The 25,592-nt window shown below is 67.8% G+C and carries 22 protein-coding genes; all 22 read left to right on the forward strand.

Annotated features, from left to right (window positions below; translation table 11 throughout):
• Nucleotides 1-55: 55 nt before the first annotated feature.
• The 22 genes from pstC to nuoK all read left to right on the forward strand — a co-directional run bounded on the left by pstC (nt 56) and on the right by nuoK (nt 25,574).
• Complete coding sequence (pstC, locus tag FB473_RS02065; protein WP_167164379.1) at nt 56-1,057, forward strand: phosphate ABC transporter permease subunit PstC; 1,002 nt, start codon at nt 56-58, stop codon at nt 1,055-1,057.
• Nucleotides 1,050-2,273 (forward strand): phosphate ABC transporter permease PstA, encoded by a 1,224-nt coding sequence (pstA, locus tag FB473_RS02070; protein WP_167164381.1) that lies wholly within the window; start codon nt 1,050-1,052, stop codon nt 2,271-2,273. Before pstC ends, pstA begins: the two co-directional genes overlap by 8 nt.
• Nucleotides 2,270-3,961, forward strand: a complete 1,692-nt coding sequence (pstS, locus tag FB473_RS02075) for a phosphate ABC transporter substrate-binding protein PstS (protein WP_167164383.1) — start codon at nt 2,270-2,272, stop codon at nt 3,959-3,961. Before pstA ends, pstS begins: the two co-directional genes overlap by 4 nt.
• Complete coding sequence (locus FB473_RS02080; protein WP_167164385.1) at nt 3,942-6,518, forward strand: hypothetical protein; 2,577 nt, start codon at nt 3,942-3,944, stop codon at nt 6,516-6,518. The genes pstS and FB473_RS02080 overlap by 20 nt, the downstream gene beginning before the upstream one ends.
• Before the next feature lie 147 nt (nt 6,519-6,665).
• Complete coding sequence (locus FB473_RS02085; protein WP_167164387.1) at nt 6,666-7,778, forward strand: hypothetical protein; 1,113 nt, start codon at nt 6,666-6,668, stop codon at nt 7,776-7,778.
• 22 nt (nt 7,779-7,800) lie between these two features.
• A complete protein-coding gene (locus FB473_RS02090) occupies nt 7,801-9,426 on the forward strand; it encodes a hypothetical protein (RefSeq protein ID WP_167164389.1) in 1,626 nt (541 codons plus the stop codon).
• A 123-nt stretch (nt 9,427-9,549) separates the two neighbouring features.
• The gene (locus tag FB473_RS02095; protein ID WP_167164391.1) at nt 9,550-10,659 is read left to right on the forward strand and encodes a WxL protein peptidoglycan domain-containing protein; all 1,110 of its coding nucleotides are present in this window, start codon (nt 9,550-9,552) and stop codon (nt 10,657-10,659) included.
• Nucleotides 10,656-11,429: a hypothetical protein gene (locus FB473_RS02100; protein ID WP_167164393.1), complete on the forward strand. Its 774-nt coding sequence runs from the start codon at nt 10,656-10,658 to the stop codon at nt 11,427-11,429. Before FB473_RS02095 ends, FB473_RS02100 begins: the two co-directional genes overlap by 4 nt.
• Nucleotides 11,430-11,587: 158 nt before the next feature.
• Nucleotides 11,588-12,436, forward strand: coding sequence for a sortase (locus tag FB473_RS02105; RefSeq protein WP_167164395.1), 849 nt, complete (start codon nt 11,588-11,590; stop codon nt 12,434-12,436).
• Between the two features lie 23 nt (nt 12,437-12,459).
• Nucleotides 12,460-13,389, forward strand: a complete 930-nt coding sequence (locus FB473_RS02110) for a phosphate ABC transporter ATP-binding protein (protein ID WP_243863449.1) — start codon at nt 12,460-12,462, stop codon at nt 13,387-13,389.
• 149 nt (nt 13,390-13,538) lie between these two features.
• Complete coding sequence (locus FB473_RS02115) at nt 13,539-14,804, forward strand: geranylgeranyl reductase family protein (RefSeq protein ID WP_167168882.1); 1,266 nt, start codon at nt 13,539-13,541, stop codon at nt 14,802-14,804.
• Nucleotides 14,805-14,934: 130 nt separating this feature from the next.
• The gene (locus FB473_RS02120) at nt 14,935-15,294 is read left to right on the forward strand and encodes an NADH-quinone oxidoreductase subunit A (RefSeq protein WP_167164399.1); all 360 of its coding nucleotides are present in this window, start codon (nt 14,935-14,937) and stop codon (nt 15,292-15,294) included.
• Between the two features lie 18 nt (nt 15,295-15,312).
• Complete coding sequence (locus tag FB473_RS02125) at nt 15,313-15,870, forward strand: NuoB/complex I 20 kDa subunit family protein (RefSeq protein ID WP_167164402.1); 558 nt, start codon at nt 15,313-15,315, stop codon at nt 15,868-15,870.
• Nucleotides 15,871-15,926: 56 nt separating this feature from the next.
• Nucleotides 15,927-16,610, forward strand: coding sequence for an NADH-quinone oxidoreductase subunit C (locus FB473_RS02130; protein WP_376837298.1), 684 nt, complete (start codon nt 15,927-15,929; stop codon nt 16,608-16,610).
• Nucleotides 16,607-17,977 (forward strand): NADH-quinone oxidoreductase subunit D, encoded by a 1,371-nt coding sequence (locus FB473_RS02135; RefSeq protein WP_167164406.1) that lies wholly within the window; start codon nt 16,607-16,609, stop codon nt 17,975-17,977. The genes FB473_RS02130 and FB473_RS02135 overlap by 4 nt, the downstream gene beginning before the upstream one ends.
• A gap of 31 nt (nt 17,978-18,008) precedes the next feature.
• The gene (gene nuoE, locus FB473_RS02140; RefSeq protein ID WP_167164408.1) at nt 18,009-18,761 is read left to right on the forward strand and encodes an NADH-quinone oxidoreductase subunit NuoE; all 753 of its coding nucleotides are present in this window, start codon (nt 18,009-18,011) and stop codon (nt 18,759-18,761) included.
• Nucleotides 18,758-20,095 (forward strand): NADH-quinone oxidoreductase subunit NuoF, encoded by a 1,338-nt coding sequence (nuoF, locus tag FB473_RS02145; protein WP_167164410.1) that lies wholly within the window; start codon nt 18,758-18,760, stop codon nt 20,093-20,095. The genes nuoE and nuoF overlap by 4 nt, the downstream gene beginning before the upstream one ends.
• Nucleotides 20,092-22,518 (forward strand): NADH-quinone oxidoreductase subunit G, encoded by a 2,427-nt coding sequence (locus FB473_RS02150; protein WP_167164412.1) that lies wholly within the window; start codon nt 20,092-20,094, stop codon nt 22,516-22,518. Before nuoF ends, FB473_RS02150 begins: the two co-directional genes overlap by 4 nt.
• Entirely contained in the window at nt 22,515-23,831 is a 1,317-nt protein-coding gene (gene nuoH, locus FB473_RS02155) for an NADH-quinone oxidoreductase subunit NuoH (protein ID WP_167164414.1), read from the forward strand. The genes FB473_RS02150 and nuoH overlap by 4 nt, the downstream gene beginning before the upstream one ends.
• The gene (gene nuoI / locus FB473_RS02160) at nt 23,831-24,382 is read left to right on the forward strand and encodes an NADH-quinone oxidoreductase subunit NuoI (RefSeq protein ID WP_167164416.1); all 552 of its coding nucleotides are present in this window, start codon (nt 23,831-23,833) and stop codon (nt 24,380-24,382) included. Before nuoH ends, nuoI begins: the two co-directional genes overlap by 1 nt.
• A complete protein-coding gene (locus FB473_RS02165; protein WP_167164418.1) occupies nt 24,379-25,278 on the forward strand; it encodes an NADH-quinone oxidoreductase subunit J in 900 nt (299 codons plus the stop codon). Before nuoI ends, FB473_RS02165 begins: the two co-directional genes overlap by 4 nt.
• The gene (gene nuoK, locus FB473_RS02170; protein WP_167164420.1) at nt 25,275-25,574 is read left to right on the forward strand and encodes an NADH-quinone oxidoreductase subunit NuoK; all 300 of its coding nucleotides are present in this window, start codon (nt 25,275-25,277) and stop codon (nt 25,572-25,574) included. Before FB473_RS02165 ends, nuoK begins: the two co-directional genes overlap by 4 nt.
• Nucleotides 25,575-25,592: the final 18 nt, after the last annotated feature.

Genomic DNA, 25,592 nt, shown 5'->3' on the forward strand with positions numbered 1-25,592 from the left:
TCTGTTAACGGCGTGATGACGCCGACTTGGCACCGAGAGGCTCGAAGGAGCACCGATGCGGACAAAGCTGGACAGGGGAGAGGCGACTGCCGGGCGCCGTTTCGCGGCCCGTTCCACGCCGGGCGACGCCATCTTTCGTGGCGTGGCGTACGCGGCCGGTGGAATCACGGTGGGCATCATGCTGGCCGTCGGCCTGTTCCTCGCGTTGCGCGCAGGCGCTGCCCTGCGGACGACAGGTTTCTCCTTCCTCACCGAGCAGGCCTGGCAGCCCGAGACACAGACGTTCGGGGTGGCCGCGGTGCTGTTCGGCACGGTGTCGATCGCGGTGGTCGCGATGGGCGTGAGCATCCCCCTGTCGCTGGGCACCGCGCTCCTGCTGTCCGAGTCGATCGACGAACGCTACCGGTCGTTCCTGGTCTCGCTGGTCGACCTGATGGCAGCGGTGCCGAGCATCATCTTCGGGCTGTGGGGCGTGTACTTCCTGCAGAGCCAGATCATCCCGGTGTCGCAGTGGATCAGTACGTGGTTCGGGTGGATCCCCGTCTTCGCCGTGACCGACGCGAGCGGTCAGCGCTTCACCGACGCGAGCGCCTACACCTCGTCCGCGTTCATCGCCGGCCTGGTCGTCGGGTTCATGGTGATCCCGATCCAGACCTCGATCATGCGTGAGGCATTCTCGCGGGCCCCGGCCGGGGAACGGGAGGGGGCTTACGCCCTGGGATCGACCCGGTGGGGCATGATCCGCACCGTGGTGCTGCCGTTCGGACGCGGCGGCATCATCGGGGGGACGATGCTCGGGCTGGGACGAGCCCTCGGCGAGACCATCGCCGTGTACATGATCATCTCGCCCATCTTCACGATCAACTGGCAGGTGCTGAAGACCGGCACCAACTCGGTGTCGGCACTCATCGCGCTGCGCTACGGCGAGGCCAGCGAGTTCGGGTTGTCGGCGCTCATGGCGGCCGGTCTGGTGCTCTTCCTGCTGACCCTGGCGATCAACTTCACGGCCTCGTCGATCGTGGCCCGGTCGAGGTCGGGGGCGCAGAGCGATGACTGACCTTCTGCAGCGCCAGGCACCCGCCGAGCAGGCCCGGCGCACGACGATACCGGTGACGACCGATCAGCCGGACGGCCCCCGGCGCGAGGTGCGCGCCGCGCCGCTGGAGCAGCGGTTCGACCTGGTCGGCGCGATGGTCGCCGCGGCCGCGCTCGCGGCGCTGCTGTTCGGCTGGTTCGCCCCGCTGTCCGGCGTGGTCGGGTGGGTGGTGGTGGCCTTCCTGCTGTTCCTGGGGCTCTACGCGCTGCTCGTCTCGCTGGCTGCCGGCCGGGAAGAGGTCGTCGACCGGTTGACGAACGTGCTGTTCGGCAGCAGCGGGATTCTGGTGTTCGGCACACTCGTGTTCGTCGTCGTGTACACGCTGGCCCGCGGCGCCCAGGCCCTCGTGCACCCGAACTTCTTCGTCCAGACCATGGAGTTCGCCGGGCCGTTGGACGCCCTGTCGGTGGGCGGCGTCGTCCACGCCCTCGTCGGGACGCTGATACAGATCTCGATCGCGCTGGCCATCACCATCCCGCTGGGGGTGGGCACAGCCGTCTACCTGAACGAGGTCGGCGGCAGGTTCGCCCGGTTCGTCCGCACGGTGTCGGACGCGATGACGGCGCTGCCCTCGATCGTGGCGGGCCTGTTCGTCTATGCGGCCGTGATCCAGGGGGTCACGCACGAGCGGTCGGGGTTCGCCGCGTCGGTGGCGATCACGGTGATGATGCTGCCGATCGTCATCCGCTCCGCCGACGTGGTGCTGCGCCTGGTGCCGGGGAACCTGCGTGAGGCCGCCTACGCGATGGGTGCCCCACGGTGGCGCACGGTGTGGCACGTGGTGCTGCCCACGGCACGCTCGGGCCTGGTGACCGCGGTGATCCTGGGCACGGCGCGCGGCATCGGCGAGACGTCCCCTGTGCTGCTGACCTCGGGGGTCACGGCGACCATGAACACCAATCCGTTCTCGGGCCCGATGATCTCGCTTCCGCTGCAGGTGTTCGACTTCGTCCGCTCCCCGGAACCCACCATGATCGCGCGCGGCTTCGGCACCGCCGCGGTGCTGCTGGTGCTGGTGCTCATCTTGTTCGTCGTGGCTCGCGCCCTCGGCGGGCGAGGGCCAGGTGAGATGTCGAACCGGCAGCGGCGCCGCGCGACCGAGCTGTCCCGGATGGACATGCTGCGCATCATGTCGGCATTGGAGAGACCACCGGTCCGGGCTGAGGAGAAACGATGAGGATCGCTCGATCGGGGAAGAGCCGGTGGGGACGAAAGACCCGCCTGCCGAGGCCCCTGCGGCTGCTGGTGGTCGGTGTTCTCGTACTGGTCGAACTGACCTGGACGACCATTCCCGCCGCGGCTGTGACGTACGACCCGATCACCGGGTCGGGGTCGACCTGGTCGCAGAACGCGCTCGACCAGTGGCGCAGCAATGTGGCGAACAACTACGCGATGACGGTCAATTACTCGGGTATGGGGTCGACGTCGGGTCGCCGCGACTTCATCGACGGCACCGTCGACTTCGCGATCTCGGAGATCCCGTTCCAGGCCCAGCCCGAGGACGGTTCGGCTCCCGAGGTGCCCCGCTCGGGCTACGCCTACATGCCGATCGTCGCCGGCGGCACCAGTTTCATGTACAACCTGAAGATCAACGGCAAGCGGGTGACGAACCTGCGGCTGTCGGGCGAGACGATCACGAAGATCTTCGCCGGGGCCATCACCAACTGGAACGATCCGGCGATCCAGGCCGACAATCCCGGGCTGGCGATGCCGGACAGGACGATCGTGCCGGTGATCCGCTCGGACGGCTCGGGTACGAGCGCCCAGTTCACGCTGTGGATGTCGAAGCAGTATCCGCAACTGTGGACGAGCGGAATGACCTCGCAGTTCCCGCTCATCGGCAACGCCAAGGCGCAGAAGGGCTCCGACGGCGTCTCGGGCTATGTCAAGCAGGACTACGGCGAAGGCGCGATCACCTATGTCGAGTACTCGTACGCGAAGAAGGCCGGTTTCCCGGTGGTGAAGGTGCTGAACAACGCGGGCTACTACGTGGAGCCGACGGCTTCGTCGGTGGCCGTGGCGCTGCTGAAGGCACAGATCAATCAGGATCCGTCGTCGCCGGACTACCTGACACAGATCCTCGACGGTGTCTACAACAACACCGACTCGCGCACCTACCCGCTGTCGAGCTACTCGTACATGATCGTGCCCACCGAGGTGGCCGTGGGAAGCATCTTCAACACCGCCAAGGGCAACACGCTGGGTGCATTCACGCGGTACGTGTTGTGCGAGGGGCAGAAGTCCGCGGACACCCTGGGCTATTCGCCGCTGCCGATGAACCTCGTGATGGCCGGGTCGGAGCAGATCAAACGGATCCCGGGCGCCGGAGACACCGGCATCGACTTCAACAGCTGCAACAACCCCACCTTCGCGGCGGGGGATTCGCCCGACAAGAACCAGCTTGCCGAGACCGCGCCGTATCCGGCCGACTGCGACAAGCAGGGGCCGAACCAGTGCACCACGGGCACCGGCGGGGCCACCGACAGCACTGACGTGACGGGGTCGGGTTCCGGCGGTGACGCCAATGCGGGTGGTAGCGGTGGCGGCGACGGTGGTTCCGGGTCGGGCGGCACCGGCGGCACCGGTGGAGGCACGGGCGGCGGGACGGACAACGCTGCCGACACGGCGTCGGACCCGGTCTACGACGAGTACGGGAACCTGGTCGCCGGCGGGGACTCCTCGTCCACGGGTGGCTCGAGCAGGACTGCGGTCTCCAGTCCGTTCACGTTGCCGGACACCGGGGGAACGATGCGGCAGTGGTTGCTGGTGGCCTCGGCGATGCTGCTCATAGGTGCGGTCGTGGTACCTCCGCTGGTGTTCCAGCGCCTTCAGGGAGGGCGGGGACATGCAACTGCGGCAAGGTAGCACCGGGGCGTTGCTGCTGGTCATCGGGATCCTGATCATCGGCGCGCAGGGCATCGGCTCCGCTCAGGCAGAGGAGCCGACGGACGGCCCGGTGTCGTCGGCGGTCACCGTCAAGGCGGCCGACTACGATGCGGATGCCGTCGACGCGCCCTTCCCCGACCTGGAGGTGACCGTCTCCCAGACCGAGGACCTGCAGGATCAGGGCATCACCGTGAGCTGGACGGGCGGGGAGAAGTCGACACGGCAGACGAGCGACACCAACGGTGGGACGAACTTCCTGCAGATCGTCCAGTGCTGGGGCGACGAGCCGGGGAGCAACGGCACCCGGCCCGACCGCACCACCTGTGTGTACGGCGGGATCAACTCCACCGGAGCGCAGCGCAACACCATCCGGTCGGCGACGGAACTCGCGAACATCCCCGAGCAGGACGAGGCGTACACCTACCGAAGCCAGACCTGGACGGACGCGTCGCGAACCGCGATCCCGTTCCGCTCGGCCACCGACAAAACCGTCGCCAACATCCTGGACGGCAAGCCGTTGTCGTCGGGTGACGAGCGTTACGGCAACCTGTCGACCAACGAGTTCTACACGAAATACACCACCAACGAGGTGCCCTGGGCGGGCTCGGGTGCCGACGGGTCGGGGTCGGTCAGCTTCGAGTTGCAGACCGTCGAACAGTCGCCGGGTCTCGGCTGCGGCACACCGGTGACCGGGGCCGACGGCACCGTCAGCGGCACGTCCTGCTGGCTGGTCGTGATTCCACGCGGGACGAGCGATCCGCTCGATCCGAACCTCACCAACCGGAGATCCGGGCTGTTCTGGGAGACCTGGCAGCACCACGTCGCGATCAAACTCGACTTCAAGCCGGTCGGCCTGAGCTGCGTGATCGGTGCCTCCGAGCGCCTCATCTCGGGCAGCGAACTGCTGGGCGAGGCAGTCGGGCAGTGGCAGCCGACGCTGTGCAGCGGTGAGAACGGCGCCGTCTATTCGTTGCTCACCGGCCCCGAGTCGGACGCGGCCCTGGCCGCCAACGGGACCAGCCCCGCCCCCCTTGCACTCACCACCCGGGCGTTGGCCGTCGACGACGTGACGGACAACCTGGCCTATGCCCCGATAGCGCTCACCGGGATCTCGGTGGCCTTCGCGGTCGACCGCTACTACGGGGCCAACGAGATCTCCGAGGAACAACGGGCGAGGGAGGGCAGAGCCCTCGAGTCGATGAGGCTGAACCCTCGATTGCTGGCCAAGCTTCTGACCGCGTCCTACATCGCCGCGTTGCCCTCCAACTCTGACAAATCGCATTTGAGCAGCAACCCGAACACCATCGTCTACGATCCTGAGTTCCTCGAGCTCAACCCGGAGTGGACCAACCTCGCGCTCAACGGCGTCGGAGTCTCCGACATCCTTGTGACGCTCGGTCGCTCTGACTCCGCCCAAGTGGTGTGGGAGTACATCCTGTCCAACCCGGACGCCGTGGACTTCCTGAACGGGGTTCCCGATCCCTGGGGGACGATCGTCAATCCCTATTACTCGACCAACCCACAAATCAATCCGACGGGCACCGGGCTGACGCTGCCCCGGGACGACTTTCCCAAGGCCGACCCGACGGAGTTCTCCGGCTATGCCAACAACAACTACGCCGACGTCGTCAATCTGGTGACATGGCGTCCCTACACGTCGAGCCTGACGAACGCCGCGTATCTGGTGCTGCGCGGGGACGGCCAGGGGTTGGGTAAGTGGGACCCGCAATCCGTTCCGCCGAAGTACGGGAAGTCCGATCGTGACCTGCCGGGTTACCAGCAGGTGATCGGCCTGACGGATTCCTCGGCGGCCGAGCGCTACCAGGTGGTGCAGGCTTCGTTGCTCAATCCCGCCGGAGAGTACGTTGCGCCCACCACAGTGAGTCTGCAGGCGGCGGCCGCGGCGATGACCGCCGACTCCGAGCAGCAGCAGGTGGTCGGCTTCGACCAGGATTCCGCCCCGGCGGCCGCAGCCAAGGGCGCCTATCCGCTGGCCGTTCCGATCTATGCGGCGGCCAATCCGGCGATGACCGATGTCAATACGCGGGCCGACTACGCGTCCTTCATCACCTACGCGGCCACCGACGGTCAGCAGGAGGGCACCGACGACGGTGAGCTTCCGGCTGGTTACGCGCCGATCCCTGACGAATGGCGCACACAGGCGCTGGCCGCGGCCGAGGCGATCCGCTCGGGTGGGTGGCCCACGGTGGTCTCGCCGCCGTCCGGCAACGGGACCCAGCCGACCACGACCGCCCCGGGGACGGGCCAGAGATCCTCCTCGTCCGTCCCGGTCGCGACGGCTCCGGTGACGGTTCCCGCTCAGTCGGACGCGTCGCAACCCGGCAGCGGTGCCGGCAACCCGGCCGCGAGCGGCGCCCCCAGCGGTGCCGTTACTGGTGCGCCCACCCCTGACGACCCCTCCATTGGTGCTCTGGTCGCAGCCGTGCCCGCCGTCGGTGGCGTGGCGATGGCGGCCGCGATCGGGGCACCCGTGGTCACGCGTATCCGGCGTTCGCCGCGCGCGGGACCACCGTGAAAAGACCACAGGCCGGGCGCGCTGCAACGCGCCCGGCCTGAGGGATGACTGCGATCGCAGTCATCGACATCGATACACAACCGCAGTGAGAAAACCGAAAACCCTCCTACAGGCACTAACGGATCAATCACAGAGAGGTATCGACCAATGAATCCTATCCGATTCATTCGGCGCACCGCCCTCGCCGCAGGCGTGGGCGTCGCGGTGGCCGTGTTCGGGTTTGTCTCCCCGGCCTCGGCCGAGCCGGTGTCGAACAGCTACGTGCTGGTCGGCTCCGACACTTTGCAGGACTCCCTCAATGCCATCACCAACGGCACCAACCTCGGTGGCTCGTTCGTGCGGTCCACCGGCGGTGGCAATACCGTTGGCAACTTCGACGCTTTCGGCTCGTCGTTGATCCAGACCAAGCCGAACGGACCGTACTTCGTCCGCCCGGCTGGCTCCGGCAACGGCCGCAACGCCCTGATCTCCTCGATCACCGGCGCGGCGTGGAACGGCAAGACCATCACCGGCCAGGTCGACATCGCCCGCTCGTCGGGTGGCCCGGGCAGCAACGTCGCTGAAGACGGCGATCTGCTCTACGTGCCCTACGGCCGCGACGCGGTGTCCTACGCGTACTACGGCACCGGCACCGAGCTGGCTTCCCTCACGACCGCTCAGCTCAAGCAGATCTACGAGAGCGACACCGCCATCACCATCAACGGTGTCGAGGTCAAGCCCCTGATCCCGCAGAGCGGCTCCGGCACCCGGGACTTCTTCCTGTCCGCGATCGGGGTGGCTGCAGCCGACCTCGGTGACATCGTGAGCAGCACCTACAACGGTGTCGCAAACACGCTCCCGGAGAACGACGGCTCGGTTCTCACCACCGCCGGCCAGATCGTGCCGTTCTCGGCAGCGAGCTGGATCGCTCAGGCCAACGGCGCTTCCGGGGTCAACACCATCCCGACCTCCGGCAACGTCAAGCTGGGCAGCCCGAACGGTGTTGCGCCGTTCACCGGTACGACGACCCTCGCGCCGGCCTCGGCCTACTACAGCAGCTCGTACGGCCGCGATACCTACCTGATCGTGGAGTACGCGCGGGTGAACCCGAATGACTCGAAGTACGACGCCGGGCTCGCCGCGCTGGTAGACCCCTCCGCCACGACGAGCCTCACCAACTTCGGCTCCCTGCCCTCCACCACCGGCGCCGCCAAGCGGAAGTTCGGCTTCCTGGCGGTCGCTGACACCACCCCGATCCGGGCCTACCCGAACGTCTACTGACAACTCCTGAAAGGAATGAATCGTGCGTATTGCCAAACTTAGGCGCGTAGCAGCGGTCGGCTTGGTCGCAGGCCTGCTGGCCACGGCGCTGCCGGCGACTCTCGCCCATGCGGCGGAGGAGCCGGTCTGGGACGACACCTCCAGCGGCCCGCTCTACCTGCTCAGCAACGGTGACTACAACACTCCTGCCGCGGGAACAGAACTCACATGGGACTCTGGCATCGGCGTGGTCGGCTCGCCGGTCTTTGTCGACGGCGAGGAGGACTGGGGCACGGACTTCGCCAACCTGTACTTCCCCCACTCGGACGGCGAGTACGCCTACACCCCGTTCATCTCGCTGCCCGGTCAGGAGCGCACGGTGTCCGCCTGGCAGGCGTACGCCGACACTGTCATCATCTCGGCTCCCGGTATCCTGGCGCCGAACCTGACCCCGATCCAGTTCCCGTACGGGACTCCTGGCCAGGCCGGCCTGAGGTCTGCCGGTGGCACCTACAGCATCGGTATCGCTGTCCGGGATCGGCTCGGTAGTGTTCCCGGCAACACCGTGTTGGCTGCCTACTACACCACCATCAGCGTCGACGCGGGCACTGGCAACTACAAGTTCGCCACCCCGACTGTGCCTGTCCCGCAGGCCCCGGTCGTGACCCAGCAGCCGGCGAACGTGTCGGTGGACCTGGGCGCGACGGCCACCTTCACCGCGGCCGCAACCGATGCGACAGAAGTGAAGTGGCAGTCGTCCTCTGACGGCACCACCTGGGCCGACGTCAACGGCGCGACCAGCGCGACCCTGACCGTGGCGAACGTCACGGCGGCACAGAACGGCACCCAGTACCACGCCGTCTTCACCAACGCGAGCGGTTCGGTCACGACCGATGCCGCGACCCTGACCGTGACCGGCCCGGTTGAGCCCCAGGCGGGCGATCCGAACGAGGTCACGATCCCCGCTCCGGCGGAGGGTGCCACGAGCATCACCGTGCCGGCGGGCGCTGCGAACGCCAACAAGACGTTCACGGTGTGGGCCTGGTCTGATCGCACCAACCTCGGTCAGGTCACGACCGATGCCGATGGCAACGCGACCGTCGACGTCTCGTCGCTCGGCGTGGGCGAGCACACGATCGCGCTGGCCGAGTCGGACTTCTCGATCAAGGCCTGGGGCGCCGTCACACTGGCGTCCCTGACCACGACCAAGACCGACCTGGCTGTCGACGTCACCACGAGCAACAAGTTCGAGCTCCAGGGTGTCGCGTCGTCGGCCGACCTCGGTCAGGTTCAGCGCGGTCAGACGAGCGCGCCGGTCGCGCTCGGGGCCTTCACGGTGGTCGACGACCGGGCCCTGCTGCCCGGCTGGACCCTGACCACCGCCGTCGACGACTTCACGAACGCTTCGGCGGACAACGACGTCGTCAGCAAGTCCGCGCTGGGCCTTGCGCCCGCCGCGGTCAGCGACCTGCCCGTCGGTGTCAGCCTCGGCACCGCCCAGACGGCCGGCTCGGGCGAGTACCCCGCGCTGTTCGCCCAGGGCGCCGAGGATTCCTCGACCCTCGAGGCCGGCACCCAGCTGAATGCCGACCTGAGCTTCGCGGCTCCGGCTTCGGCGAAGGCTGGCACCTACAGCTCGACCCTGACCCTCAGCCTCGTCTCGAAGTGACCCTTCGAGTGAGCTGAGTCTCCGCAAGACCGCCGTGCGGGAGGGCGCACTGCAGCCCTTCCGCACGGCGGCGCGTGACAGCAGTGAACCCACAAGACCAACGAGAACGGGATGGTCTCTTTCATGACTAGCAGTTTCGTTTCAGTCGCTCGCCGGTACGGCGCCCGTCTCGGGCGTGCGCTGGTGGCCTCGCTGCTCGCCTGCGGCCTGGTGGGTGCAGGCCTCCTGGGTGGCGCCTCGCCGGCTCATGCGGACGAGATCGGCATCTCCGGCCAGCCCGCCGGAGTTGACGGCGCCCTGGACGGCCGCACTCGCTTCAGCTACACCGCAGACCCGGGCCAGCAGATCAGCGACGCCTACCTGGTGAGCAATACCGGCTCGACACAGCAGACTTTCACCGTCTTCGCCACGGACGCCTTCAACGACGACAACGGCGAGTTCACCCTTCTCGACACCGACCAGGAGCCCACAGACCTCGGCACCTGGGTGGCGTTCGCCGATGGCTCGCGCAAACAGCAGTTCGATCTCGCACCCGGCGAGCAGCGCCTCGTCCCCTTCACCATCTCCGTGCCCGCGCAGGCGACCCCGGGCGACCATGCCGGCGGCCTCCTCAGCTCGGTGGTGACGCCGGGCTCGCAGGTGACTCTCGACCGGCGGGTCGGCACCCGTGTCTACGTGCGGGTCTCGGGCGACCTGCAGCCCGCGCTGAACATCGCGGGCGTCGAGGCGAGCCACGTGGGCCCGTGGTGGAATCCGTTCGCGGGCTCCGTGCGCCTGCGGTACACCGTCAAGAACACCGGCAACATCGCGCTGGCCACGAACGTCTCCACGGAGGCCACCACGTGGTTCGGGCGTCCCATCGGTGCCGAGAGCGGGGGCGGGGTCGACGAACTCCTTCCCGGATCCTCGCGGGTGGTGGAGACCGAGATCCCCGGTGTCGGGCAGGTCGGCTACGTGATCGCCCAGATCAGGCTCAACCCGTTCGTCGAGGGGCCCGACACGGACAAGCAGATCCCCATCGCCGCGATCACCAGGAATGCGTTCGTCTTCGCGCCCCCGTGGACCGTGCTCATCGTGATCGCCCTCGTGGCACTCGCATTCGGCTACCGCATGTGGCGGCGTCGTCGCGACGCGAAGGCGACCGAGGAATGGGTGGCGTACACCGAGAAGGAGGCCGAGCGAAAGGCCGCCGAGCGCGTGGAAGGCCAGGGGGAAGGCGCTGACGAGCGGTGAGGTTTCGGCAGTGGGCCCGGGTCGCGGGCTGCGTGGTGCTGGGGTTCCTCCTGCTCGCGCCGGTCACGACCGCGCGGGCGGACGAATCCGGGGGGCCGATCATCCAGGTCGAGGTGGTCGGTGCCTCGGAGCCCGAGTCCTCGCCGCCCCAGTCGTCCGCGCCCGGCACCGGCCAGACGACCGCCCAACCCGGTGGCACGCCCGCCCCGGTCACGACGAACCCGACCACCACGGTCGGGTCGGTGCCGGTCGTGAGCGACCCGGGCACCACGCAACCAGGGCAGGGAGCGGGCTCGTCCGGCTCGTCCACTCCCGGGCCGGACGAGCAGAGCATCAGCGGGATGTTGTACGTCAGCGGGCTCATCGCGCGATATTCGTACTCCGCGAATCCCTTCGGCGGGGGCCTGACCCTGCGGGGCACCGTCCGCAACGTGACGACCCAGACCGTGGACGCGTCCGTGCGGTTCTGGGTGACCAACGTCTTCGGGGGCCGTGTCGGCGGGGAGGTCGTGGTGCCCGTCACGGGGATCGCCCCGGACGAGACCCGCGAGATGCGCGTGACCATCAGTGGCGTGGGCCAGTGGACGCCGGTCAAGGCGCACATGACCTTCACCCCACCCGACCGGATCGGCGCGGTGGAGATGGAGCCCATGACCCGCGAGTTGTGGGTGTTCTTCGTTCCGTGGTTCGTGATGACGGGCGCGGCCGTGCTGGTCGGTGCTGCGGTGCTGGGACGCAGGTTGCGGCGGCGTAGTGGGGTTGCGGGTTGATGGAGATGACGATGTCCGGTCCCCGGGCCGAGACAAGGCCTGCCACACCGCGTCCGCGCCGGGCGCGCGACCCCCACTCGCCCGGCACCGCCGGTTCCGGTCCGCCGCCCCCGCGTCCGCCTCGCCGGCCGCCGCGTCCGGCGAGGCAGTTGGCCCCGATGAGCGCCCGCAGGCTCGTGATCCGCAACGGCGTCACCTTGTTGGCGCTGCTTGCTCTGTTCCTGTTCCTCAATGTGACGGTGCTGAGCCAGATCCAGCACGCGGTCGCACAGGTTGAGCTACGCAGCCAGTTCACCGAGCAACTGGCCGAGGGCACGGCGCCGGTGAGCGAGGGCGACTTCGAGGACGTGCTGCTGACCGACGGCGATCCCGTGGCGCGGATCGAGATCCCGGCCATCGGGGTGGACGAGCTCGTCGTCGAGGGCACCTCGGCGACCGTCCTCACGAAAGGCCCCGGCCACAGGCGCGACACGAACCTTCCTGGCCAGTCGGGTGTGAGCGTCATCATGGGGCGATCCGCCGCCTATGGAGGGCCGTTCGCACGTCTCCAGCAACTCGAGCCCGGTGATCAGATCAGCGTCGTCACCGGCCAGGGCGAGCACATCTACGAGGTGATCGGCGTCCGTTACGCGGGGGACACCGCCCCCGCGGCGGTGACGGCCGGGCATGGCCGGCTGATCCTCGAGACCGCGCGCGGGGCGCCGTTCGTGCCGTCCGGCATCGTCAGGGTGGACGCCAACCTGGTCTCCGAGGTGCAGACGCCGGGGCAGCGCGACACGTTGTACCGCAGCCTGTCGCCCGAGCAGAAGGAGATGGCCGGCGACACCCGCACCGTGTGGGCGCTGGTCTTCGCGCTTCAGTTCCTGATCGTGGCCGAGATCGGCGCGGCGTGGTCGCTGCGCCGGATGGGCCGGGCGAAGACCTGGTTGGTGTTCGCCCCGGTGATCCTGCTCGCCGGCCTGCTCGTGGCCGACCAGCTGACCCGCATGCTGCCCAACCTGATGTGAGTCGAACCGAGAGGACGATGACTATGGCGACCGACGATGCGGCGACCCAGATCGCCGCGAGCGAGGACGAGATGGCGACCAGGGTGCTGCCCGCTGTCGGGCCGGGGCCCGAGACCGCGGCGCCGCTCCCCGAGCCGGACACCCCTGGCCCGCGGCAACCTGTGGTGTCGGGTGGTGGTTTGTCGTTGTTGGAGGCGCGGGGGGTGTCGGCGTGGTTTGGGTCGCATCGGGTGTTGGAGGGGGTGTCGTTGGTGATGGGGGCGGGTGAGGTGACGGCGTTGATTGGTCCGTCGGGGTGTGGGAAGTCGACGTTTTTGCGGGTGTTGAACAGGATGCATGAGTTGGTGCCGTCGGCGTCGTTGGCTGGTGAGGTGTTGTTGGATGGTGGGGATGTGTATGGGCGGGGGTGGCGGTTGCAGGATGTTCGTCGGGATATTGGGATGGTGTTTCAGAAGCCGAATCCGTTTCCTGCGATGTCTATTTACGACAATGTGGTGTCGGGGTTGAGGTTGACGGGTCGGCGGGTGTCGCGGGATGTGAAGGATGAGATTGTGGTGCGGTCGTTGGTGAGTGCGGGGTTGTGGGGGGAGGTGCGGGATCGTTTGCGGCAGCCGGGGGGTGGGTTGTCGGGTGGTCAGCAGCAGCGGTTGTGTATTGCTCGGGCGTTGGCGGTGCGGCCGCGGGTGTTGTTGATGGATGAGCCGTGTTCGGCGTTGGATCCGACGTCGACGCGGGTGATTGAGGAGACGATGGGGCAGTTGCGTCGTGAGGTGACGATTGTGATTGTGACGCATAATATGCAGCAGGCTGCTCGGGTGTCGCAGCGGTGTGCGTTTTTTTTGGCGTCGCAGGGGATGCCGGGTCAGATCGTGGAGTATGGGGATACTGATGCGATGTTTTCTGAGCCGCAGGATGAGCGCACCTTCGACTACGTCAACGGCCGCTTCGGATAAACCCGCACAGGTGCACGACCGCTCGTTTTGGGGCTGCCATCCCGCATCGCTAGACTGCCGGGGTCGGCGGGAGGAGGTGCTGGATGTCCGAAGGTCCGGCGACTGAAGGACCACGTGGCCCTCGCGCATCCCTGCTGCCCCCGACGAAGGTGTCCGACGGCGACGAGGCCGACGTCATCGTCGTCGGTGCGGGCCCCGGAGGCTCGGCGGCAGCTACTTTCCTGGCCCGGCAGGGCGTCGACGTGCTCGTCCTGGAGAAGACGCAGTTCCCGCGTGAGAAGGTCTGCGGCGACGGCCTCACACCGCGGGCCGTGCGCATGCTGACCAGGCTCGGCATCGACACGAGCGAGGACGCCGGCTGGCTGCACAACCGCGGGTTGTGCGTGCACAGCGGACGACCGGAGCCCCTGTACTTCACCTGGCCGCAACTCGTGGACTTCCCCTCCTACGGGCTCGCGGCACGCAGAGCCGTCCTGGACGATCTGCTGGCCGGCACCGCCGTGGAGGCGGGCGCGCGCCTGAGCACCGGGGTGAAAGTCACGGCACCGGTGGTCGATCAGCGCAGCGGCCGGATCGTCGGGGTGACCGACGACCAGGGACGCACGTTCCGCGCGCCGATCGTGGTCGCGGCGGACGGTAACTCCGCGCGTCTGGCGCTTCAGGCGGGCCGCGACCGCATTCCCAGTCGTCCCATGGGAGTCGCCGTCCGGAGCTACTACACCAGCCCCCGTGCGAACCTCGAATGGATGGACAGCTTCCTGGAGCTGTGGGACGGCCGGCCCGGGGAGTCGAACCTGCTGCCCGGATACGGCTGGGCGTGGGGAGTCGGCGACGGCGTCGTGAACGTCGGGCTGGGCATGCTCAACACGAGTGCGGCCTTCGCCAAGACCGACTACAAGGAACTCATGCGCCGTTGGCTCGATGCCACCCCCGAGGAATGGGGGTACCGGGAGCCCAACAGGCTCGAGCCCATTCGCGGCGCGGCACTGCCCATGGCGTTCAACCGCAAACCGTTCTACCGCGACGGCCTGGTGCTCGTCGGCGACTCGGCGGGCATGATCAGTCCCTTCAACGGCGAGGGGATCAGCTACGCCATGGAGTCGGCCGAGATGGCGGCGCGGGCGATCGCGGACGCCCACGGCCGGGGCTTCGGCAGCCGGGGCGCCGAGCTAGCGATGGCCGGCTACGAGACGTCCCTGCGGCAGGCCTGGGGCGGCTACTACCGGCTCGGATCGGTTTTCGTCGAGTTGATCGGGCATCCGACAGTGATGAGGGTCTGCACGAAGTATGGTTTGCCGCGGAAGCGGCTCATGCGGCTGGTGCACAAGCTATTGGCCAATCTGACGGATTCACCGGGGCGGGACATGGATGATCGCATCATCAACGCGCTGTCCGGAATGGCTCCCTCGATGTGACGTTTCGATGGGGCTGGGCCAGAATGGACAGGGGCGGACGCGCAGAGGGGTCGCCCGCGAGTTCCACCAGTCTCGCAGCGACAGGTAGACGGACCCCCATCAAGCAACAAGCGGAAGGGACGGAGCGGGCATGAACGCCTATATTCCGATCATCGGGATGGTGGCCCTGGCAGCGATCTTCGTCGTGGCAGCCATCGCTGTGAGCACAGTCGTCGGTCCCGCGCGGTACAACCGCAGCAAGTACGACTCGTTCGAGTGCGGGGTGCAGGCCACACCGCAACCGGCCAACGGGGGTCGCTTCTCGGTCAAGTACTACGTGACCGCGATGTTGTTCATAGTCTTCGACATTGAGATCGTGTTCCTGTACCCGTGGGCGGTGAGCTTCGGGGTGCTCGGCGCGTTCGCTGTGGTGGAGATGATCCTGTTCATCGTCACCGTCTTCGTCGCCTACTTCTACGTCCTGCGCCGCGGCGGCCTGGACTGGGACTGAGAGACCGGAGGGAATCGCATGGGTCTGGAGGACAAGGTCCCGGCAGGAGTGGTGCTGACCACGCTGGAAGCCGTTGCCGGCTGGACGCGTAAGGCATCGTTCTGGCCATTGACCATGGGGCTCGCCTGCTGCGCGATCGAGATGATGAGCTACGGCGGCCCGCGCGCCGACGCAGGCCGGTGGGGGCAGGAGGTCTTCCGGGCCTCGCCCCGCCAGGCCGATCTGATGATCGTCTCGGGCCGTGTCAGCCAGAAGATGGCCCCGGTCGTGCGCCAGCTGTGGGACCAGATGCCGAACCCCAAGTGGTGCATCTCGATGGGCGTGTGCGCCAGCACGGGCGGCATGTTCAACAACTACGCGATCGTGCAGGGCGTCGATCACATCGTCCCGGTCGACATGTACATCCCCGGCTGTCCGCCGCGTCCCGACATGCTCATCGACGCGGTCTTCAAGCTTCGTGAGAAGGAAGTCCAGTGGGGTCGCATGGGCGCCCACCGGGCCGCCGAGATCGCTGACGCCGAGGAGGCCGCGCTGGCGGCGCCGGCCACCATCGAGCGGAAGGGGCTCATGCGATGACCGAACCCGGCACCCCGGAACCTCAGGCACAGCCCGACAGCGAGGCGGGCGGCGATCTGGTCGCTCACCACCCGTATCTGGCCCAGCTCTACGCCCCCGCCGAGGCCGACGCAGGCGTCACCCTCGGGGTCCGCAAGGGCATGTGGGACGACGTGTCCGGTGCGTCCGGCCTGGTGCAGGTCGTCGAGCTCAACGGAACGTCCACTCCGCCCTTCGGCGGCTGGTTCGACGACGTCGCCGACCGCATGGCCGAACTCGTCCCCAATTTCTGCACGCGAGTGCTCGTGTGGCGTGACGAGATCACGTTCTTCGTGGTGCGCGAGAAGCTGCTCGAACTCGTCAAGGCATGCCGGGACGACGAGCAGTTGCGCTTCGAGTCGTGCGTGAGCCTGTCCGGCGTCCACTACCCGGGCATCGAGGGCGGCGAGCTGCACGTGGTCTACCACCTGCTCAGCTACACCCACAATCACCGGATCCGTCTCGAGGTGGCACTGCCCGACGCCGATCCCCACATCGACAGCGTGGTGTCGGTCTACCCGATGGTGAACTACCACGAGCGCGAGGCCTGGGACATGTTCGGCATCGTCTTCGACGGGCACCCGGCGCTCACCCGGATCCTGATGCCCGACGACTGGGTCGGGCACCCGCAGCGCAAGGACTACCCGCTGGGCGGCATCCCGGTGGAATACAAGGGCGCCGTCGTCCCGCCCCCGGATCAGCGGAGGAGCTACCAGGCATGAGCGAGACCACGAGTCCGAACGCCGGCGTCCCCGGTGACGAGGACATCTTCGCCGTTGCGGGAGAGCCCGCGGTCGACCAGGCGTACCTGGCCAGCGGCAGCGACTGGGCCCAGGTGATCGAATCGCAGCGCGAACGCGCCGACGAGATCATCGTGGTCAACATGGGGCCGCAGCATCCCTCGACCCACGGCGTCATGCGCCTGGTGCTGGAGATGGACGGCGAGACCGTGATGAGTTGTCGTCCCGGCATCGGCTTCCTGCACACCGGCATCGAGAAGAACGCGGAGTACCGCACGTGGACGCAGGGCTCCACGTTCTTCACCCGCTGCAACTATGTCGCCGGCATCCACAACGAGGCCGCGTACTCGATGGCCGTCGACAAGCTGCTCGGCATCACCGACGACATCCCCCGCCGCGGCCAGGACCTGCGCGTCCTCATGCTCGAGGTCAACCGGCTCGCCTCCCACCTGACCGCCGTTGGGGCCTGCGGGCTGGAACTCGGCGCGACGTCGGTGCAGGAGGTCGGGCTCCGGGAACGCGAACGCGTGCTGGAGTTCACCGAGGCGGTCACGGGCCTGCGCATGAACAACGCCTACATCCGCCCCGGCGGGGTCGAGAACGACCTCCCGGACGACGGCATCGACCTGCTCGACGAGTTCATCAAGCAGCTCAAGATCAACCTCCCCGAACTCGGCCAGTTCACGCTGACGAATCCGATCTTCAAGGGACGCCTCCAGGGCGTGGCCCACATGGACCTCGCGGCCTGCATGATGATGGGCGCCACCGGCCCGGTGCTGCGTGCGACCGGCTACCCGTGGGATCTCCGCAAGACCCAGCCGTACCTCACCTACGACCAGTACGACTTCGACGTCCCGGTCGAGACGACGTGCGACGCCTACGGGCGCTTCCGCATCCGGCTGAACGAGATGGAGCAGTCGGTGCGCGTCCTCGAACAGGTGCGCGACTCCCTGGCGAAGAGCACCGGTGAGCCCTACCGCGTCCAGGACCCGGATCTCGAATGGCCCAGCGACCTGACGGTCGGGCCGGACGGCCAGGGCAACTCGAACGAGCACATCAAGCACATCATGGGTGAGTCCATGGAGGCGTTGATCCATCACTTCAAGAAGGTGACCCAGGGGTTCAAGGTGCCTGCCGGTGAGGTCTACGCGGCGATCGAGGGCCCCGGCGGCGAACTCGGCTGCCACGTGGTGTCCGACGGCGGCACGCGCCCCTACCGCGCGCACCTGCGCGATCCAGGGTTCACTCACGTCCAGTCCCTGCCCCTGATGTCCGAGGGTGCGATGCTGTCCGACCTGGTCATGGCGGTCGCCTCCATCGACCCGGTCATGGGCGGAGTCGACCGATGACCTTCATGAAGCTGACAAGGAGCACGATCCGATGAGTGGCCACGACTTCGTCTTCGCGTTCGACGACGCGGTGGGCATCGACGTTTCCGATCAGACCACCGCCATCACCGACGAGACGATCGAGGAGATGCGGCAGATCATGGCCCGCTACCCCGAGCCGCGCTCGGCGTTGCTGCCGATGCTCCACCTCGTGCAGAGCGTGGACGGGCATCTGACCGACGCGGGTGTCAAGATCTGCGCCGATCTGCTCGGTATCTCGACGGCCCAGGTGAACGGCGTGGCCACCTTCTACACGATGTACCACCGCCAGCCGGCCGGAACCCACCACATCGGGGTCTGCACCACGACGTTGTGCGCGGTGATGGGCGGCGATGTGCTGCTCGAGCAGGTGTCGGAGAAGCTCGGCATCCACGAGGGCCAGACGACCCCCGACGGCATGTTCAGCCTGGAGCGCATCGAGTGCAACGCGGCCTGCGATTTCGCGCCGGTCATGATGGTCAACTGGGAGTTCATGGACTCCATGACCCCCGAGAAGGCCGATCAGTTGATCGAGGACCTGCGGGCCGGCAAGGACGTCCGCTCGACCCGCGGCGCGACGATCACGAGTTGGAAACAGTCCGAGCGGGTGCTCGCGGGCTTCCCCGACGGCCGCGCGGACGAGGGCCCGACGGCCGGTGAGGCCTCGATCCGGGGCCTCAAGATCGCCCGTGAGAGGGGCTGGACCGCACCCGACCCGGCGGACACGGGACGTCCGGCCGTCACCCAGGAGGGGGAAGCGAAGTGAGCGTCGACACCCTGACCCCGATCCTCACCGACAACTGGGACGTCCCCGAGGCGTGGAAGATCGCCACCTACGAGGCCCAGGGCGGCTATCAGGCGGCCCGCAAGGCGCTCGGGATGACGCAGGCAGACCTGATCACACTGGTCAAGGACTCCGGGCTGCGCGGCCGTGGCGGCGCGGGCTTCCCGACCGGTGTGAAGTGGAGCTTCATCCCGCAGGACAACCCGAATCCCAAGTACCTCGTCATCAACTGCGACGAGTCGGAGCCCGGCACGTGCAAGGACATGCCGATGCTCATGGCGACCCCGCACACGTTGGTCGAGGGTGCGATCATCGCCAGCTACGCGGTCAACGCCCACCACGCGTTCATCTACGTGCGCGGTGAGGTGCTGCACGTGATCCGCCGCCTCCAGAAGGCCGTGGCGGACGCGTACGCGGCCGGCTACCTCGGCAAGGGCGTGTTCGGCACCGACTACGACCTCGACATCGTGGTGCACGCCGGCGCGGGCGCCTACATCTGCGGCGAGGAGACGGCACTGCTCGACTCGCTGGAGGGTCGCCGTGGCCAGCCCCGCCTGCGCCCACCCTTCCCGGCCGTCGCCGGTCTGTACGCGTCCCCGACCGTCGTCAACAACGCGGAGTCGATCGCCTCGGTGCCGGCCATCGTCCGCAACGGGGCCGATTGGTACAAGTCGATGGGCACCGAGCGTTCCGCGGGGGCGACCATCTACTCGCTGTCGGGCCACGTGAAGCGCCCGGGACAGTACGAGGCCCCGCTCGGCACGACGTTCCGCACGCTGCTCGACCTCGCGGGCGGCGTACGCGACGGGCACCAGCTGAAGTTCTTCACCCCCGGAGGGTCCTCCACCCCGATCTTCACGCCTGCCCAGCTCGACACCGCACTCGACTACGAGGGGGTGTCGGCCGCCGGGTCGATCCTCGGCACCAAGGCCCTGCAGATCTTCGACGAGACCGTGTCGGTGGTGCGGGCGACGCTGCGCTGGGTCGAGTTCTACAAGCACGAGTCCTGTGGCAAGTGCACACCCTGCCGTGAGGGCAGCTGGTGGCTCGTCCAGACCCTGCGCAACCTGGAGGCCGGCAAGGGCCACGAGGGCGACGTCGACAAGCTGCTCGACGTCTGCGACAACGTGTCGATGAAGAGCTTCTGCACGCTGGCCGACGGCTTCGTCGCCAACGTGACCAGCTCGGTCAAGTTCTTCCGGGACGAGTTCGAGGCGGGCTACCACACCCCGGCCTGGGAGCTGTTCCCCTATGAGAAGAGCGTCTACTTCCCGGGCAGGGAGCGCATCACGGTGAGCGAGGGAGCGGGTCAGTGAGCACCGACGTCAAGAAGGACGAGGCAGGGGTCGCCAACCCCGACCTGGTCACCGCGACCATCGACGGCATCCAGGTCAGCGTCCCGAAGGGGACCTTGGTGATCCGAGCCGCCGAGACCCTCGGCATCGACATCCCGCGTTTCTGCGACCACGAACTGCTCGACCCGGTCGCGGCCTGTCGTCAGTGCATCGTCGAGGTCCCGGACGCCGGCAACGGCCGTCCGATGAAGCCGCAGCCCGCGTGCGCGCTCACCGTCATGCCGAACATGATCGTGCAGACCGCCAACAGCAACGACAAGGTCGCCAAGCACCAGGCGGGTCTCCTGGAACTGCTGCTCATCAACCACCCCCTCGACTGCCCGATCTGCGACAAGGGCGGCGAGTGCCCCCTGCAGAACCAGGCGATGAGTCACGGACGCGGTGAGTCCCGCTACGAGGGCGTCAAGCGCACGTACCCGAAGCCGGTGAACATCAGCAAGCAGATCCTCATCGACCGCGAGCGGTGCGTCCTGTGCCAGCGCTGCACCCGGTTCGGAACCCAGATCAGCGGCGACGACTTCATCTCGCTGGCCGAGCGCGGCGCGCTGAGCCAGATCGCGATCTACGCGGCGCGGCCCTACGAGAGCTACTTCTCGGGCAACATCGTCCAGATCTGCCCGGTGGGTGCCCTCACCAGCTCCGACTACCGCTTCCAGTCGCGTCCGTTCGATCTCGTGAGCACGACGACGACCTGCGAGAACTGCGCAGCCGGTTGCGAGCTGCGCACCGATCACCGGCACTTCCAGGTCAAGCGCCGCCTCGCCGGCAACGATCCGGAGGTCAACGAGCAGTGGAACTGTGACAAGGGACGCTTCGGTTTCCGGTACGCGCGCGGTGACGACCGGCTGACCCACCCGCTCGTCCGTCGCGACGGCCAGTTGGTGGCGGCGAGCTGGCCCGAGGCCATCGACGCGGCGATCGCCGGCCTGAAGGCTGCGGGTTCGTCGGCCGGTGTGCTCACCGGTGGCCGGCTGACGCTGGAGAACGCTTTCGCCTACAGCCGCTTCGCCCGCGCGGTACTGGGCACCAACAACATCGACTTCCGTTCGCGTCCCTACGGCCCCGAAGAGGCTGCCTTCCTGGCGGCCGAGGTCGCCGGGCGGACGCTCGGTGAGGCCGTCACCTACGCCGACCTCGAGAAGGCGAAGAAGGTCGTGCTCGTGGGTTTCGAGCCCGAGGACGAGTCCCCGATCGTGTTCCTGCGGCTGCGCAAGGCCTGGCGCAAGAAGAAGACCCGCGTGCTCGCGGTGGCGCCGTACCTCACCAACGGTTCGGTCAAGATGGGCGCCACCCTCGTGCCGTGCGAGCCCGGTGCCGAACCGGTCGCGCTGGCCGGGCTGGGCGACGAGTTGGACGCGGACACGATCGTCCTGATCGGCGAGCGGGCCGGCCTCGTGCCTGGCGCGCTGGCCGCTGTGGTCGGTGGGGCCGCGGAGAAGGGCTATCGATGGGCATGGATTCCCCGGCGCGCGGGTGAGCTTGCGGCGCTGGAGGCCGGATGCCTGCCCGACCTGCTGCCGGGGGCGCGTCCGGTCGCCGATGCGTCCGCACGCGTCGACCTGCAGGCGGCATGGGGAGTCGATCACCTGCCCGATGACGAGGGGCTCGACGCCGCGGGTCTCTTGCAGGCAGCCTCCGCCGGTGAGCTCGGCGCCCTCGTGGTGGCCGGGGTCGACTTGGACGACCTGGCCGATCCCGTCGCGGCGCGTGAGGCGCTGGGCGGCGAGACGTTCGTCGTCAGCCTGGAGCAGCGCGAGAGCGGCGTGACCGAGTTCGCCGACGTGGTCTTCCCCGTGGCACTGCTCGAGGAGCAGCTCGGCACCTTCATCAACTGGGAGCACCGTCAGCGGCCGGTGCGGGCGGTGAACACCCACGCGACCAGCGCGATGACCGACGTCCGGGTGCTGGCCGCCCTGGCCGACGCGCTGGGTACCGATCTCGGGTTCCGCACACCGGCCCAGGCGCGGGCCGCGTTCGACGAGATCGCGGATTGGGAGGGTGAGCGGGTCGGCTTCGCGACCGACCAGCAGCCGACTCCTGAGGCCCCGAAGGGGGATGGGTTGGTGCTGGCCACCTGGCGTCTCGCCCTCGACGACTCCCGTGCCCTCGACGGTGCGGATGCCCTGAGGGCGACCGCGCCCGGGGCTGTGGCGCGGATCTCGCCGGCCACGGCCGTCTCGCTCGGTCTCTCCTCGGGTGAGAAGGTCTGGATGGGGGAGGGCGCAGGACGCATCGCCCTTCTCGCCGACGTGACCCCGGGCATGGTTGACGGCGTGATCTGGGCGCCGCAGAACTCGGGCGTCCACCTGCTGGAGGCGCTGGGCACCCGTCCCGGTGACCGGGTGGCCGTGGCAGTCGACAACACCGCTGGAGGTGTGGCATGACCCCGTTGGAAGCCGGCTTCGGCACCGATCCCTGGTGGATCGTCGTCATCAAGGTGGTGCTCGTCTTCGTCCTCCTGCTTCTCTGGACGATCTTCAACGTCTGGTTCGAGCGGCGCGTCCTCGGCAAGATGCAGAACCGCAAGGGCCCGATCATGAACGGCCCGTTCGGTCTTGGTCAGGCGATGGGCGACGGCGTGAAGCTCCTCTTCAAGGAGGACTTCCGGCCGGCCCGTACCGACGCGCTCGTGTACAACCTGGCGCCGGTCCTCACCGCTGTGGCGGCGTTCAGTTCCTGGGCGGTGATCCCGTTCGGTGGCACGGTGCGCATGTTCGGCGTCGAGACCCGGCTGCAGATCTCCGACCTGCCGATCGCGACGCTGCTGATCCTCGCCATCGCGGGTGTGGGCTTCTACGGGATCGTCCTGGCGGGATGGGCGTCCAACGGCACGTACTCCTTGCTCGGCTCCATGCGCGCGACCGCGCAGGTGATCAGCTACGAGATAGCCATGGGGCTGTCGCTGGTCGCCGTGTTCATGTACGCGGGCTCGATGTCCACCAGCGAGATCGTCGCGGCCCAGCGCCTGCCCATGCAGCTGTTCGGCTGGCAGCTGCCCTTCCAGGGCTGGTACTTCGTCCTGCTGGCACCCAGCTTCGTCATCTACGTGATCTCGATGTTCGGCGAGACTAACCGGCTGCCGTTCGACCTCGCCGAGTGCGAGTCGGAGCTCGTCTCCGGTCACATCACCGACTACTCGGGCTTCCGCTACGCCATGTACTTCCTCGCGGAGTACATCAACATGGCCACGGTCTCGGCCGTGGCCACGACGCTGTTCCTCGGCGGCTACGATGCTCCGTGGCCGCTCAACAACATCGAGGTGCTGAACAGCGGCTGGATCAGCGTGCTGTGGTTCCTCGTGAAGGTGCAGCTCCTGATCTTCTTCTTCAGCTGGGTGCGCGCCGCGCTCCCGCGTTTCCGCTACGACCAGTTCATGAACCTCGGCTGGAAGGTGCTGATCCCGGTGAACCTGGTGTGGATCCTGCTCCTCGGCCTGGTCCGTGGCGCGGCCATCAACCAGTGGTTCGGCTCGCCGGTCTTCATCGGGACGATGGTGGTCGTCGTGTTGCTGCTGCTCGGGGCGGTCTGGTTCACCGGACGCGAGGAACCCGAGGAGGAGTTTCTCGCCGACGAGGCGGAACCTGACGAGTTCGACGCGTTCGCCGGCGGCTACCCGGTGCCGCCCATGCCGGGGCAGACCCGGATGCAAGAGGTTGTCGCATCGACGACCACCGAACAGATGGGAGCTGATGCCTGATGGGAGCCTGGTCGGGGTTCGGCATTACCTTCCGGACGATGTTCCGGAAGTCCTTCACGCAGGGTTACCCGCAGAAGGGCCAGGAGAAGATCACCGCACCGCGGTTCCACGGGCGTCATCAGCTCAACCGGTGGCCGGACGGGCTCGAGAAGTGCGTCGGCTGCGAGCTGTGTGCCTGGGCCTGCCCCGCGGACGCCATCTACGTCGAGGCCGCGGACAACACCGCTGACGAGCGCTACTCGCCGGGTGAGCGCTACGGGCGGGTCTACCAGATCAACTACCTGCGCTGCATCCTGTGCGGCATGTGCATCGAGGCCTGCCCGACCAGGGCGCTGACGATGACCAACGACTTCAAGCTGGCGAACCGCACCCGCGAGAGCCTCATCTACGAGAAGGACGAGCTGCTCGCCCCGCTGCTGCCGGGCATGGAGGCTCCGCCGCATCCGCGTCGGCTCGGGGACGATGAGAAGGACTACTTCCTCGGCCTGCCGCCCACCGGCCAGCTCGACACCCGCTCGGCGAAAACCGTCGTCAAGGAGGCGGAGAAGTGATCCCGCTCGTCACGGCCCAGGCGGTCGCCTTCTGGGTCTTCGCCCCGCTCGCGGTCGCGGGCGCTCTGGGCATGGTCGTGTCCCGCAAGCCGGTGCACTCGGCCCTGAGCCTGGCCGGCATGATGATCGCGCTGGGTTGCCTGTACGCGTCGCTCGACGCGCCGTTCCTGTTCGTGGCGCAGATCATCGTCTACACCGGTGCCGTCATGATGTTGTTCCTGTTCACGATGATGATCGTCGGCATCGACAGCGTCGATTCGCTGGTCGAGACGCTGCGTGGGCAGCGGGTGGCCGCGGCGGTGCTGGTCTTCGCTCTCGGCGCCCTTCTCATCGTCGCTGTCGGTCACGGCATCGTCTCCGATCCGGTCGGGCTGGACTCCGCCAATGCCGGCGGCAACGTCCAGGGCGTCGCCGAGATCGTCTTCGGCTCCTACGCCTTCGCCTTCGAGGCGACCTCCGCTCTTCTCATCACCGCGGCGCTGGCCGCGATCGTCCTCGCTCACGGCGAGCGGCTCAAGAAGCCCGAGACCCAGAAGGAACGGGTGTCCCGCCGCGTCCGCGACTTCATGGACGGCGGCGCCGATCCGGGGCCGCTGCCCTCGCCCGGCGTGTACGCGCGGCACAACTCGATCGACTATCCGGCGTTGCTGCCCGACGGATCCGTGGCGGACACGAGCGTGTCGCCGACGTTAGCGGTGCGGGGCGTCGCGATCGTCGAGAACGATGGTCTGCGGGCTGCGCACCTGGCCGCGATCACCAAGTTCGTGGAGGTGCAGGACGAGGCCGAGGGCACCGATCTCGCAGGTGAGGTCGCGCAGGCGCTCGACGACGGGCAGACTCCGGAGCTGACCACCGGTGCTGCCGAGCACGACGAGACCGAGGAGCAGTCCCGATGAGCCCGAACGCCTATCTGGTCCTGTCGGCCCTCCTCTTCTCGATCGGCGTCCTGGGCTTTCTCGTCCGGCGCAACGCGATCATCGCGTTCATGTCGGTGGAGCTCATGCTCAACTCGGCCAACCTCGCGCTGGTCGCGTTCAGCAACGCGAACGGGAACCTGGACGGCCAGGTGGCCGCCTTCTTCGTGATGGTCGTGGCGGCGGCCGAAGTGGTGATCGGCCTGGCCATCATCATGTTGATCTTCCGAACCCGACGCTCGGCCTCGGTCGACGACCAGAACCAGCTGAAGCACTGAGGGGGCATCGGTGAATCC

The sequence above is a fragment of the Brooklawnia cerclae genome (assembly GCF_011758645.1).
Lineage (GTDB): Bacteria > Actinomycetota > Actinomycetes > Propionibacteriales > Propionibacteriaceae > Brooklawnia > Brooklawnia cerclae.